The following is a 13136-nucleotide window of genomic DNA, read 5'->3' on the forward strand; positions in this document are numbered from 1 at the left end:
CCTCGCCAAGGTCCGACTCGTCCAGACCAGCGTGAAGAAACTCGTCAATAACAACTCGAAGTAACTCAATCAGGGTCACGAGACACTAGGCTTCTTATGTGGTGCACCACACTGGATGTGCTCTCCAGTTGGGTGGCTTCGCCGATCTCGCGTAGTGAGGGCGGGTATCCGTTCTTCTTGGTCGATGCTTCGATGAAGGCAAGGATGTTTCTCTTGCGTGCCGTCAGCGCCGGATATTTAAGCGAGGTTTTTTCGCTGTCAGGTTGGGTCATGGGAAGTTCTTCCATGGGAGGGTCGGGGGAGGGGGTCAGCGGTGGCGTCGGGCAGCGTGTTGTGCGGACCACTGTGTGCGGGTAGGGCCGAGTACTGCTTCGGCTAGGCGTTTGAGCTGGAGGTCGTCGGGGCCGGCTGGGGCGTGGATCAGGTCGATGTCGCGGCGCAGTTGTTCGCAGGGGTTGCCGATGCGTCCGGCGTGGCCGCCGTGGAGTTGCTTGGCATCCTCTGCGGAGGCGACGCCGGCGCGGTGGTTGGTGAGCTTGCTGTTGAACAGCCAGGCGTCACATGGCTGGCCCGCATCGAGCAGGTATGCGGCGTGGTAGGCGGTGAGTTCCGCGGTCATCAGGCGGTGCTGTATCTCGGCGATGCGGTGGCGGACGGTGTCCAGGTCGCTGAGGAGTCCTTGGTAGCGCGGCCGGATGGATACCCACTGTGCGGTGATGTCGAGGATGTGCTGGTGGATGCCCAGGGCGACGGCAGCCAGGTTGAGGCGTCCGTAGACGACCGAGGACAGCAGCGCGGCGGCCAGGCCGTCGCCGATCTCACCGATGACGTGGGTCTTGGGGACGTGGGCTCGTCTCAGGCGCAGGCCGTCGACGGAGAAGCCGCGCAGCGCGTTGAGGGGTCGGTGGACGACTTCGAGGCCGGGTGTGTCCTTCTCGACGAGGAAGGCGGTCAGGCTCTTGGGGTGAAGTGGTTTGCCGGTGCGGGCGATGACGCAGTGGACGTCACCGAGATCGGCGTTGCCCACCAGGTCCTTCTCGCCGTCCAGGATGTAATCCTTGCCCTTGCGGCGGGCGGTCGTCTCCATCGCCAGGACATGGCTGCCGGTGGTGGGTTCGGTGGTGGCGATGGTGGGCCAGATACGGCCTGCGGCGATCTCGGGCAGCCAGGTGCGGCGCATCTGCGTACTGCCGTACTCGGCGATGGGAGCGGCACCGAGGATGGATGCCTGGAGGATCGCGCCGGCCGCGGCGTTGACCCGGGAGATCGCCGCGAGTAGGGCGGTTTTGGCGACGTGTCCCTCGTCCATGCCGTCCCACTCGGATCCGATGAGGACGCCGAGCCATCCCGTCTTGCTGAGTATGCGCCGGACGTTGTGGTCGGTATGCGGGCCGCGGCTCTCCAGTTCCGGAGTGAGCGAAGCGAGGTGCTTCTCGGCGATGTTCTGTGCCTGGTGCTGGAGATGCAGGTGGTCGTCGGTCAAATAGGGGTGGGAGAGAGAGGTGCTCGGCATGGGCACTTCCCTTTCTGGGAGTGGTGGCGGGTGGGCGCCTGAGGCTGACTCGGGGTGATGGACGTGGAGCAGGCCGCCACGAGAATCGGGGGTTCCTGAGTGAGGGGGGTTGGGGCGGATGAGCCACCGTGTCCCGGACGGGAGGGGGCAGGCGAGAGGCCGCCCGGTGACCGAGGGTGCGCTACGGACGGGGCGCGCGTGGAGGTCGCGCACGACCTCCACGGCGCCCTGCTCGACGGTCTCCATGCCGCTGGCGCCGGAAGTGGGCCGGTCCCAGGCCGTCTACGCTTCTTGCCGTGTGTCCGTGGGGATGCTGGCCGGTCAGGCGCGGGCCAGCCACCGCTGCCGCTCGGCATCGGTGACCAGGCTCTGGTGGTGGGCGAGTTCCAGACAGGCGAGGCGGGCGTAGTGCTCGACTATCTCGGTGCCGAACGCGCTTTGCGCCAGGGCGCTGTTCTGGAATGCGGTCAGAGCGTCGGTGAGGGTGGGCGGCACGGGTGTACCGCCCCCGGCATACGCGTTGCCTGTCTCTGCGGGGCCGAGAGGGAGCTGGTGTGTGATGCCGTGGTCGATGGCCGCCAGCACGGCGGAAAGGGCCAGGTATGGGTTGGCGTCCGCTCCGGGTACGCGGATCTCCAGATGGAGACCTTCTCCGCGGCCGACGACGCGGATGGCGCAGGTGCGGTTGTCCCGGCCCCACCTGACTGTGGTCGGGGCAAACGAGCCGGCCGTGAACCGCTTGTAGGAGTTGACGTTCGGCGCGTAGAGCGGGCCTAGTTCCGGCAGGCCGGCGAGCAGACCCGCGATTGAGTTCCGTCCGGTCTGGGACAACTCGTATTCGTTGTCAGGTGCGTGGAGTTGGCTCAGGGCTTTCGACCACAGTGAGACGTGCAGGTGCAGGCCGTTGGCCCGCCCGGTCTCTGGGGCTGCCATGAACGTGGGCGCCAGTCCGGCGCGCGTTCCCAGCGTGCGCACCGCGTGCTTGAACAGCAGGTGCCGGTCGCAGGCGGTGAGCGCGGGGCCGTACGGGAAGGTCACCTCAATCTGGCCCGGGCCGGCCTCGGTCTTGATCGCTTCCACGGGCATGCCGGCCCCGGTCAGTGCCCGCTGGAGGCGGCGGAGGAACCGGTCGCAGTCGGGGGCGTGGTCGAGTGCGTAGTCAAGGTTCTCCGTCGTCATGGGCCGCAGGCTCTGGTACCCGGCCCGTTCCGCTTCCGTGTAGGTGCCCTGGTAGAGGGTGAACTCGGTCTCGATTCCCGCCTTGGCCTGGAGGCCGTGCCGTGACAGCCGGGCCAGCTGCTGATGGAGGATCTGGCGGGGTGCGACCTCGATGGGGGTGCTGTCGTGGTGCACGGCGTCGCCCAGGACGATGGCGGTGCGCGGGAGCCATGGCACCACACGAAGGGTGGCGAGGTCCGGCTGAACGGACAGGTCCTGGTAGCCGGCCTCCCACGAGGTCAGCGCGAAGCCGTCTGCCGGGCTCATCTCGGCGTCGGTGGCCAGGATGTAGGCGCACATCTCGGCACCGTGATGCGCGACGCGCCTGAGGAAGTGGTCGGCGTCGTACCGCTTCCCCTTCAGCCTCCCCTGGAGATCGGGAAGGGCCAGCAGGACGGTGTCGATCGCGCCGCCCTTCACGAGGTTGCGCAGGTCGGTCACGGACAGGGCCTTCTCCGAGCGTCCAGCGGGTGCCGCCGCTGTGGCCAGGCGCGGGGCTGTGCCGTTGCTCGGTGTCGTCATCACACGACCTCCTCTTCGTACCCGGCCGCCGAGCGGTCGAAGTTCTGGGCCGGAACCTCGTACGTGCTGCCCTGCTTGTGCCACCACGCCCATGCCAGTACGAGCACGACAAGCAGAGCCACCGGCGCGTAGTTGAACGTGTCGACCGTGACGAGGCCGCCGCCGTCGGGGCGGGTCTGGGGCAGACAGAACAGGACGGTCACGAACGCCACCCAGATGACGGCGATGGTGCCCACCGTCACGCCCCAGCTGCCCAGGTTCCACGGGCCGGGCCTGAACCGGTGCCGGTTCTTGACCCGCAGGAAGATCGGGATCGCGTACGCCGGGGTGATGCCGATGACGTTGATGCTGGTGATGGCCGCGTACGCGACCGGGCTGTACAGACTGGGCAGCGCCAGCACCGCAGCGCACACCACGGCCAGGAGCACCGCCTTGCGCGGGGTGCCGGTACGGCGATCCACCTGCCGCCACAGCTGCGAGCCGGGCAGGGCTCCGTCCCGGGAGAAGGCGAACACCATTCGGCTGGCCGCCGCGGTCTCCGCGTTGCCGCAGCACAGCTGGGCGACGATCACGATCAGGAGCAGTGCCTTCGCGCCCGCCCCGCCCAGGGCGTCGAGGAAGATCTGTGCCGGCGGCACCCCTGTCGCCGTGCCCACGGTGCCCGCGTAGTCCTGGATCGCGAAGGTGAGTCCGGCCAGCAGCACGAACCCGGCCAGCCACGACCAGCCGATCGCGTGGATGATCCCCCGGGACGCGGACACCTGGGCGTCCGTGGTCTCCTCCGACAGGTGGGCGGAGGCGTCGTAGCCGCAGAAGGTGTACTGGGCCAGCAGCAGGCCGAGCACCGCCACGTACAACGGGCTGGACCAGCCGGTGTTGTTGACGAACTCCCCGAACACGAAATCAGCCGACTGGTGGTGGGAGGGCACGATCGCCAGCGCGCCGACGATCACCGTGACTCCGCCGAGGTGCCACCAGACGCTGATGCTGTTGAGGATGCTGACCAGCCGGACCCCGAACAGGTTCAGCGCGAGGTGCAGGGCGAGGATGCACAGGAAGATCACCATGATCTTGCCGGGTGTGGGTTCGAAGCCCCACTGCAGGTTGAGGAAGGCGCCCGTGAACAGCGCGGCCCCGTAGTCGATGCCGGCGATCGCGCCGAGCAGGCCCAGCAGATTGAGCCAGCCGGTGTACCAGCCCCACTTGCGTCCGCCGAGCTGCTCCGCCTGGTAGTACAAGGCCCCTGAGGTGGGATAGGCGGAAGTCACCTCGGCCAGCCCGGCGCCGATGAACATCACCATGGCGCCCACGACGACCCAGCCCCACAGCATCACGGACGGCCCGCCGGTGTTCAGGCCGAACCCGTACAGGGTCATGCAGCCGGACAGGACGCTGATGACGGAGAAGCTGATCGCGAAGTTCCCGAACGGCCCCATACGACGGGTCAGCACCGGCTCGTAGCCGAGCTCCCGCAGATACGCGTCGTCGGGCTTCCGGCCTGTTGCGCGATGGCCGGAACTCAAGCGGGACATGGGTAACCTCCAAAGGGGTCAGGTGAAGACAACGCGGGCAGGTTCTTGGCAGACCGCCACGTCACGGATGGGGCCGGGTAGGGGGTCTATGAGTGCGGGCGAAGGAAAGGGACTCGGCGCGCGCTCTCAGAAACAGAGTCGTAGCCGGGTCTGGCCTCGCGGCCCCCTCATGCACCGAGGACCACGGCTCGCGAGCCGCGTAGGGACCCATCGCCTCGAACACCTCGGCGGCTTCCACATACTGGTGGCCTGCCCACAACGCGTAGGCGAGAAGGTTCAGATCGGCCACCGATCGCTCCCGGGCGGGAGCCTTGCGGAACCAGTCGTGGAAGGCATTCTGCGTGTAGGCGAGCGTCGACTCTTGCGCCCACTGCCGCCGCCACAAAGGATCAGCGTGCGATCGCCGCCGCTGCTCGACCTGGGCGTACGCCGGCAGCAGCAACAACGGAGACCCGACGGGCCGTTGCGATGCCACCCACCGACCGAAGTCGAAAAGGCCGGCCAACGACGCGGCCCGTGGTGCGTCCAGGGCGAGCATGAACTGCAGCACGCGGTGGTACGCCTCGCGGTTGTACGGGTCACGCTGATTGACCTCGTACAGCAACCCCCAGGGACCGCTCGGCAGCATCGGCTCGGCGGGCATCACACGGTGCTCATGACGCAGCTGCCGGGTGTCAATCTGCGCCAACGCCACGAGGCACACCCACGGCACCGGGTCCTGCGGCACACGGCGAGCCGCCAGCAACGCCTCCCGCCGCGCTCTGAGCTCCAACTCCACGGCGCCTGGATGCTGTTGACGGTGCGCGCGCAGCGCCCGCTCGACGGCCACACGGGCACCCATCACCTGCGCGTCGTAGCTGCCGGGCTCCTCGTCGAGCCACACACCGACCACGTCCGACCGAGCCGCCGCCACGGCCAACACCTGAGTACGCGACGTCCGCAGCGCCCAGTAGCTGCCAGTGTCCCGAAGCAGCTTCGCGGCCGTACGCCAGCGGCCCGCCTCCAGCTCCTCCAGGGCCACCCGCAGTTCGTCATCATGACCCGCTGGGTGATACACAAGACGCATCACAGGCCCTCGGATCGGGAAGGGCCACGCCCCGAAGGCTGGGCGGGGCTGCTCGTCTGAGGACGGGCAGCATGCTGCGAAGTGCGATTCCAGTTGGGCGAGATAGCCATCAGGGGGCCTCAGGGGAATTGTGGGGAATGGGCCGCAGAATGCAGGGGCGCCAAACCGACTCAGCTGGGTGGGGCGCCCGACTATGACATGAGCTGCCTTAAAAGCGAATCTGACCGATCATGTCGGCAATGCCAGTGACGAACTGATTGATGCTCGGAGCGATCGACGTGCTCGCCAGGAAGAACCCGAACAGACTGCACACGATGGCGTGCGCCGCATTCAGTCCGCTCTTCTTGACGAAGATGAAGACGACAACGCCCAGGAGCACAACGGCGGAGATGCTAACGGTCACTGTGCACCCTCCAGTGGCACGGTGCTCCCGCCCAGTGAGGCGCATGAAATGAGCCCTGCGGGGACAGGACCGGGCCGCAGGCCGGCCTTGTTCGTGGGGCGGAGGACAAAGTGGACTCCGTTGAGGGATCAGCGACTGGTTCGCGTTCCCGTAGCGCGACGAGGCGATGGGCCGGTGATCACTTCCGGCCCGCCGCGCCCCGGGGTTCCCAACACTGGCGGTAAAACGTCCCGCGCACACATTCCGCAGGTGATATCACTTGTGTGATTCCAGCTCACGAAGGAGTAGTTGAGGTTGCGCGCGCTCACTTATGGGGAGGCATGACGTGCATCAGCGGCCGATGCGGAGCTGCGACCGGTGCGGCGGCCAACTGAGCAGCTACAACACCGACACGCTGTGCTTCGCCTGCGCTCGTTACCCCATTCTCGAACAACACGCCCCCATTGTGTCGGACCATGTTTGGTCCGACCCGGATGTCCGTATCGCGCTCGCCGCATGGGACTTCGGCCAAGCCAGTCGCCTGATCCGACTGCGCGGTTCCCTCCGCCAAGGTGACATGGCTCAGCTCACCGGTCTGAGCCAGGCATTCCTGTCCATGCTGGAGGCGGGTAGACGCCGCCTCACCAACATCGACAAGATCATCGAGTTTCTGGCGGGCCTCGGCGTACCTGCCGAACTAGTACCGCTTCCGGTCCCTCAGGCCGGGGCCGACGTGCGGCAACCAGCCTCGGAGCCGTTCGCCGGCGACGCGGATCCGACCCTGCCCTGGACCGCAGCCCGTATGGTCGCAGCACTGGACTCGGCGGTGGGAGGCAGCACGATGGACCGTCGGCAGTTCCTCACCGCAAGCGGCATAGCGCTCACCGCCTTCGTGAACCAATGGGACAAGGCTGAGGCCGAGCCCCTACAACGTGCGGCCGAGGGAAGCCGCCTCTCGCACAGTCTGCTCGATGGGCTCCAGCGCACGACGGACAGCCTTCGGAGCATGGACGCAAGCGACGGCAGCGGAACCCTCACAGTGCTCGGTGACAAGCACCTGCAGTTCCTCAAACACCTCGTTGAACACACGTCGTACGACGAAACGACAGGACGGCAGCTCGCGGCCATCATCGCCGACACCGCGACCCAGACTGGCTGGTTCGTCTTTGACTCCGGCCGGCGTGACCAGACGCTGGGGTATCTGTACGCCGGGCTCCGTGCTGCCAAGACGTCGGGAGACGTCCGACTCGGTGCCGGCGCGTTGTCCTACATCGCCATCCATGCCTATTCCACCGGAGCACCCCACCACGCCGTCACCGCAGCACACCGCGCACGGCAAAAGGTCAAGAAACTCGGCACACCCGCGCTCGAAGCCATGCTGCTGACCCGACAGGCACGCGGACACGCCAAACTCGGCGAGCGACAGGCGGCCCTCTCCGCACTCGGACGCGCAGCCGAACTCTGTGCTCAAGGACCCTCGGAACACGATCCTCAGTGGTTGTACTGGATCAACGAGGGAGAGATCCACGGCCAGGCCGGCAGCTGTTACCTCGATTTAGGCGACCCCGGTAACGCGGTCTCCAGCTTCACCAAGGCGCGTCAAGCTCTCAACGCGACTGACCACCGCACCAAGGCCCTGTTCCTCTCCCGCGCCGCAACCGCCCACATCGACCAAGGTGACCTCGAAGCCGGATGCGCCGCGGCACACGAAGCCCTCGACCTCGCCGAACGGCTCAAGTCCGCTCGCCTGAACGATCACGTGCTGGCCATGCTCCACCGTCTCCAGCCGGAGATCCACACCCCGTACGCTCAAGAGGTACTGGAGCGAGCTGCCACCGTGACGGGCGTGGGGGGACGAACGTGAGTGAGACGCAAAAGGTCCTTGTACTGTGGGACATCGACCGCACGCTGCTGTACGTCGGCGACATCGACCGTCAGGTCTACCGCGAGACCTTCGCCGAGGTCGTCGGGCGCCCTGCGGACCAGTTGCCGGCCCGCGGCACCGGGGTGACCATGCCTCTCGCGATCCGGGCCTTGCTGCTGGACAACGGCGTTCCGGAATCGGAAGTCCCGCGGTTGCTCCCACGCATGGTGGAACTCCTGCCGCAACGTCTCGCCGCACATGGGCAGGACCTATGTGAGCAAGGTGTCCTCATGCCCGGTGCCGTGCCTGCCCTGAAGGCGGTGCACGCACAGTCGAACTTCGTACCGACCGTTGTCACAGGGAATCTCCGGCCCAACGCACTGCTGAAGCTCAAAGCGTTCCATCTCGATGGGTTCCTCGACACAGATATCGGCGGATACTCCTCTGACGACACGCACCGTCCGGCCCTCGTCTCCGTGGCCCAGAAACGCGCCCAGGCGAAGCACGGGGCGGCCTTTACCCGGTCCAACACCGTCATCATCGGGGATTCCCTCGAAGACGTCCGCACCGGCCTCGAAGGCGGCGCGCCGGTAATCGGGATCGCGTCTGGCAAGACCACCTCCAGTCAACTTGCGTCGGCGGGAGCCGAGGTGGTGCTCGACAGCCTCGAAGACGTCACTCGGCTCCTCGCCGTGATCACCGCACTGACTCTCAACCGCGAGTGACAGCGGATGGCCGGCAGCACGTCTCAGCTGCCTGCATCACACGAGTGATAGGAACATCCGAGTGCCCCCGCATACGCTGTCGCGCGCAGACGAGGAACGGGGGTGCGATGCAGAAGCACGCTCGCGTATGCGCCGACTGCGGATGTCGATTGAGCCAATACAATCAAGACGACCGGTGCGCAGCGTGCGCGCGCGACAGACGATTCCATGCCCAACCTGAGTCCCGTGTGCCAGATTCCGTCTGGCACGACGTCGAAGTCCAAGCCGCCATTGTCGCATGGGACTTCGGCCGGGCAAGTCGCCTCATCCGCACACGGGCGAACCTACGCCAAGACGACATGGCTCACATGACAGGGCTGAGCCAAGGCTTCCTGTCAATGCTGGAAGCGGGCACCCGGCGCTTAACGAACCTGGACAAGGTCGCCAAGTTCTTGAGTGGAATTGAAACACCTCACGCCCTGCTGCCCCCGCCATTCCGCGAACACGACGCGCATTCCACATCGGCGCCGTCTTCACTCCCAGGACGAGTTGCTCACAGGATTGAGCCTGGGAGCACAGGGCGTACGGCCGGCCTACGCGACCTTGCTGCGCAGGCTGCCGTACAATCGCTACAGTTCACCGAAGAGATCACGAAGAGCAACGTGAGCGGTGTGGAACTCGAAGAACTGGAATCCAGAATCGCGAAAATCGCGACCGACTACGTCCACGCTCCGTTATACCCGCTCTTCAGGGATCTCCTGTTCACGAGAGATCAGCTCTTCTCGCTGTTGAGTGGCAATCAGCCGCCACGCCAGACCCGCGAATTGTTCCTCCTCGCCGGTACCAGTTGCCTGCTCCTCGCGCACGCCTCGCAGAACCTTGGCGACCAGCATTCTGCAGTGGCCCAACTCCAGACGGCGTGGACGTTCGCAGAGCACGCTGGCCACAACGATCTGCGTGCTTGGGTGAAGGGAACAGCGGCACTGATTGCCGAATGGTCGACTCATCAGCACACAGCCCTCGACTGCACAAGGCAAGCGACCGGATTGGCACTCAGCGGCGAGACGCGGATCAGGACGGCCGCGATCGAAGCCAGGGCTGCCGCGCGCATCGGCGACCGCAGCACAGCACTGGCCGCCCTCGAAGAACTGCAGCGTGCCCGCGAACAACGAACTGCCCCAGACGGCCTCACTCGGTTCGGCGGGCTGCTTACGTTCCCAGAGGCCAAGCAGGAGTACTACATCGGCGGAACCTACGCGCTGCTCGGCGACCACCACGAGGCCGAGAAGCACGCTACCGCAGCGATCGAACTGTACGAGCGTGGTCCGAGGGAGCAACGGTCGTACGGTGACGAGGCCCTGGCACGCCTCGACATCGTCACCGCACGCATTGCCGCAGGGGAGATCGAGGGAGCCGGCGAGCAGCTCCAGCCCATCCTCGATCTTCCCGAGGACAGGAGGATCCGGCAGATCGGCGATGCCATGCAGGGAGTGGCTAGGCTTCTGGAAGACCCGCGGCTCACCCGCAGCCGGATTGCTCGCGAACTCGCAGACGCGACCCGCGGCTATCAGGTGATCGACACCCGAGCGAAGGCCCTCACCTCATGACAACGACGGTCTCTCCCGAGTCCGCCGCCCGCGCTGCCTGCCGGACTTCAGGGCTGGACGGCCGGTCTCTCACCTCGCTTCACAACCACGCTACCTCGGTGTTCCTGCTGCCGACTGAAGGCATCGTGGTGCGAGTCAGCTCGGCTTCGCAGCGGCAGCGCCTCGAAACTGCCGTTTCTCTGACGCGCTGGCTCATCGCGCGAGGCTTCCCCGCGACAGAACCAGCGGATGTCTCTCAGCCACTTGCGGAGAGCTCGTACGTCATCACGTTCTGGCGGCACTATCCGCAACCAGCATCGAACACCCCGCCGGCCGGACATCTGGGGAGCCTGCTGCGGTCCCTGCATGATCTGCCGTCCCCACCTCTTGAGCTTCCGGAGTATCAGCCCCTCGCCTCTCTCAAGGCTGCGTTGGATGCCAGCACCTACCTGTCGTCATCTCATCGTGAATGGCTCACCGCACGCCGAGGAGAGCTCCTGGAGTCCTATCGGGGTCTGGATTTTCCGCTCGGGTACGGTCATCTCCACGCCGACGCGTATCCAGGCAACACGTTGTGGGACGGTCACGGGGTCAGACTCGGTGACTGGGACGAGGCGTCATTCGGTCCACGCGAGATCGACCTGGCCAACACATTTCAAGGCATCCGCTTCGGTCGTAGCGCTGAGGAACTGGACGAATTCAGCCTTCGGTACGGCTATGACATCAGGGAATGGCCCGGCCTTCGCGTCCTCTGCGGAATCCGTGACCTACACACACTCGGTTCCTTCATCCGGCGCGCGGGCCGTGGCGACGAAGCTGCCGGCAAGCAGCTTGGCTACCGCATTGAAACGCTCATGAACGAAGACGGTCAGGCCCAGTGGAGCGCAGCTTGATCGCCGCTCCACCGAGCCCCAGCCCATGAATGCAACGAGTCGGACACGCATGGTCACCACTGCTGGGCGTGTAGCCTGCTGGTTGCCCGGTGTCGTGGTTCACGAGGGACGATCGGGCTAGCAAATGATCATCTTTGGCTTGGAGGACGGGTAGCAGTGCAGCGGATCACGACCCGCAACGCCCGTTTCCAGCAGCTGCAGACGCTGCTCAACAACCGCACCAAACGAGGGCGCGCCAAGGAGTTCCTGGTACAGGGCGTACGTCCGATCACGATGGCCGTGGAGCACGGCTGGACCATTCGTTCCCTGCTGTACGACGCCAGCCGCCCGCTCTCCCGATGGGCCGAGGATCTACTTCGCGGCGTCGGTGCCGAGCGCGTAGCGATGGCACCGCAGCTGCTCGCCGAGCTCAGCGAGAAGGCCGACGGGGCTGCGGAGGTCCTGGCGGTGGTTGAGATGGCGCCGGACAGTCTGTCGCGGATCAAGGTCCGCGACGACTTTCTCGGTCTGGTCTTCGACCGGCCGACGCAGCCCGGCAACATCGGAAGCATCGTGCGGTCGGCCGATGCCTTCGGCGCCGACGGGCTCATCGTGACGGGACACGCTGCGGATCCCTACGACCCCAAGTCGGTACGTGCCTCCACTGGGTCGTTCTTCGCCGTGCCCGTGGTGCGCAGCCAGTCGCACCACGAGGTCATGGAGTGGGTGGAGAAGGAGCGCACTCAGGGGCGGCCGGTGGCCGTAGTCGGCACGGACGAGAACGGTGACGCCGAAGTCTCGGAATTCGATCTGACCCAGCCGGTCCTGCTGCTGATCGGCAATGAGACCGCGGGCCTCAGTGCGGCGTGGCGTGAGCTCTGCGACCACGTGATCAGCATTCCGATGACGGGCTCGGCCAGTTCCCTGAACGCGTCGAACGCCGCCTCCGTCGTTCTCTACGAGGCACGCCGTCAGCGTCTCGCGAGGCAGCACACGGCGTGATATGCCCAGGTCATGGCCAGACTTCGCCGTTGACCGCTCTCTTGTAGACCGCCAGGTACTGGCGCGCGATGGTTTGGTGGCCCCATCGGTCGACCGCCGTTTCGCGCACGGCCTGGGCCGTGGGCAGGGATGCCAGCACCTGCTTCGCCTCTGCGGGGGTGATCTTCTGCCCGACCGGCAGTACCGTGCCGACGCCGGGGACGATCTCAGGTAGGCAACCGTTGTCGCTGGCTATCACCGGGGTGCCGCTGGTTGCGGCCTCCGATACCACGGTGGCGCCAGGCTCGATCCATCGTCCGCCGAACGGGCCGCCCCAAGGCTGAGACAGCACGAGTTGTGCCCGGGCGCGTGCGATGAGTCGGGTACGGGTGCCGCCGCCGACTTCGCCTACGTAGCGAACGGTGTGCGGGAAGTCGGCCAGCAAGGCGTCCAGGTAGTCCTTCTCCCAGGCTGGTCCGGCAACGGTCAGGGACAGGCCGGCGGCATGTGCGAATGCCGCCGCTTCGCGTACGCCCTTGTGTGCGGAGACCCGGCCCAGGAAGAGCAGGTAGTCGTCCTTCGCCTCCTGGAACGGATATCGCGAGGGATTGACCGGCAGCCGGATCACCGGGGCGGATACGGACCCCGCGGCGGAGCGCTGTGCGCAGGAGAGGTAGATGCCGTTGATCTGCCGCTCTGGCACGCCGTTGAGGTGGTGCGTGCTCACGGTTGGCCTGAGTCCGTCCGGTGGGAGCGCGGCAGTGTTTGAGTGATCGTGGACGATGTCCGGGGCGAACGCCTCGATGTCGGCGTGGATTTCGTCTGTCTCAACCGCGGAGGACACCGTGACTCCTTCCTGGACGGGGCTTCCAGGGGCTCCGAGGAGCAGGATTTCG

The 13136-nt window shown here is 66.2% G+C and carries 12 protein-coding genes; 5 read left to right on the forward strand and 7 right to left on the reverse strand.

Going from position 1 to position 13136, the window contains the following annotated elements:
• Positions 1-65: 65 nt before the first annotated feature.
• The 6 genes from ACIRFL_RS38770 to ACIRFL_RS38795 all read right to left on the reverse strand — a co-directional run bounded on the left by ACIRFL_RS38770 (position 66) and on the right by ACIRFL_RS38795 (position 6254).
• Entirely contained in the window at positions 66-272 is a 207-nt protein-coding gene (locus tag ACIRFL_RS38770) for a hypothetical protein (protein WP_404038822.1), read from the reverse strand.
• 35 nt (positions 273-307) lie between these two features.
• Positions 308-1513 (reverse strand): acyl-CoA dehydrogenase family protein, encoded by a 1206-nt coding sequence (locus tag ACIRFL_RS38775; RefSeq protein WP_404038825.1) that lies wholly within the window; start codon positions 1511-1513, stop codon positions 308-310.
• 321 nt (positions 1514-1834) lie between these two features.
• A complete protein-coding gene (locus ACIRFL_RS38780) occupies positions 1835-3253 on the reverse strand; it encodes a glutamine synthetase family protein (protein WP_404038828.1) in 1419 nt (472 codons plus the stop codon).
• On the reverse strand, positions 3253-4785 hold the full coding sequence (locus ACIRFL_RS38785; RefSeq protein ID WP_404038831.1) for an amino acid permease: 1533 nt from the start codon (positions 4783-4785) through the stop codon (positions 3253-3255). The genes ACIRFL_RS38780 and ACIRFL_RS38785 overlap by 1 nt, the downstream gene beginning before the upstream one ends.
• A 61-nt stretch (positions 4786-4846) precedes the next feature.
• Complete coding sequence (locus ACIRFL_RS38790) at positions 4847-5851, reverse strand: hypothetical protein (RefSeq protein ID WP_404038834.1); 1005 nt, start codon at positions 5849-5851, stop codon at positions 4847-4849.
• A gap of 208 nt (positions 5852-6059) precedes the next feature.
• Entirely contained in the window at positions 6060-6254 is a 195-nt protein-coding gene (locus ACIRFL_RS38795; protein WP_404038837.1) for a hypothetical protein, read from the reverse strand.
• A 340-nt stretch (positions 6255-6594) separates the two neighbouring features.
• On the opposite strand from ACIRFL_RS38795, the gene ACIRFL_RS38800 reads away from it, so the two are divergent.
• The 5 genes from ACIRFL_RS38800 (at position 6595) to ACIRFL_RS38820 (ending at position 12261) form a co-directional block, all read left to right on the forward strand.
• Positions 6595-8097, forward strand: a complete 1503-nt coding sequence (locus ACIRFL_RS38800) for a helix-turn-helix domain-containing protein (protein ID WP_404038840.1) — start codon at positions 6595-6597, stop codon at positions 8095-8097.
• A complete protein-coding gene (locus ACIRFL_RS38805; RefSeq protein WP_404038843.1) occupies positions 8094-8822 on the forward strand; it encodes an HAD family hydrolase in 729 nt (242 codons plus the stop codon). Before ACIRFL_RS38800 ends, ACIRFL_RS38805 begins: the two co-directional genes overlap by 4 nt.
• Positions 8823-8929: 107 nt before the next feature.
• Positions 8930-10408 carry a helix-turn-helix domain-containing protein gene (locus tag ACIRFL_RS38810; protein WP_404038845.1) on the forward strand — a complete coding sequence of 493 codons (1479 nt, stop codon included), beginning with the start codon at positions 8930-8932 and terminating at the stop codon, positions 10406-10408.
• A 98-nt stretch (positions 10409-10506) separates the two neighbouring features.
• Positions 10507-11280, forward strand: a complete 774-nt coding sequence (locus ACIRFL_RS38815; RefSeq protein ID WP_404038847.1) for a phosphotransferase family protein — start codon at positions 10507-10509, stop codon at positions 11278-11280.
• Between the two features lie 156 nt (positions 11281-11436).
• Positions 11437-12261 (forward strand): RNA methyltransferase, encoded by an 825-nt coding sequence (locus ACIRFL_RS38820; RefSeq protein WP_404038850.1) that lies wholly within the window; start codon positions 11437-11439, stop codon positions 12259-12261.
• Positions 12262-12271: 10 nt separating this feature from the next.
• On the opposite strand, the gene ACIRFL_RS38825 is transcribed toward ACIRFL_RS38820, so the two are convergent.
• Positions 12272-13084, reverse strand: coding sequence for a glycosyltransferase (locus tag ACIRFL_RS38825; protein WP_404038853.1), 813 nt, complete (start codon positions 13082-13084; stop codon positions 12272-12274).
• Positions 13085-13136 lie beyond the last annotated feature (52 nt).

The sequence above is a fragment of the Streptomyces sp. NPDC102462 genome, from assembly GCF_044765425.1.
GTDB lineage: Bacteria > Actinomycetota > Actinomycetes > Streptomycetales > Streptomycetaceae > Streptomyces.

Coding starts and splice junctions, on each gene's coding strand:
- ACIRFL_RS38770 (WP_404038822.1), bottom strand. CDS start 272: ATGACCCAACCTGACAGCGAAAAAACCTCGCTTAAATATCCGGCGCTG.
- ACIRFL_RS38775 (WP_404038825.1), bottom strand. CDS start 1,513: ATGCCGAGCACCTCTCTCTCCCACCCCTATTTGACCGACGACCACCTG.
- ACIRFL_RS38780 (WP_404038828.1), bottom strand. CDS start 3,253: ATGACGACACCGAGCAACGGCACAGCCCCGCGCCTGGCCACAGCGGCG.
- ACIRFL_RS38785 (WP_404038831.1), bottom strand. CDS start 4,785: ATGTCCCGCTTGAGTTCCGGCCATCGCGCAACAGGCCGGAAGCCCGAC.
- ACIRFL_RS38790 (WP_404038834.1), bottom strand. CDS start 5,851: ATGCGTCTTGTGTATCACCCAGCGGGTCATGATGACGAACTGCGGGTG.
- ACIRFL_RS38800 (WP_404038840.1), top strand. CDS start 6,595: ATGCGGAGCTGCGACCGGTGCGGCGGCCAACTGAGCAGCTACAACACC.
- ACIRFL_RS38810 (WP_404038845.1), top strand. CDS start 8,930: ATGCAGAAGCACGCTCGCGTATGCGCCGACTGCGGATGTCGATTGAGC.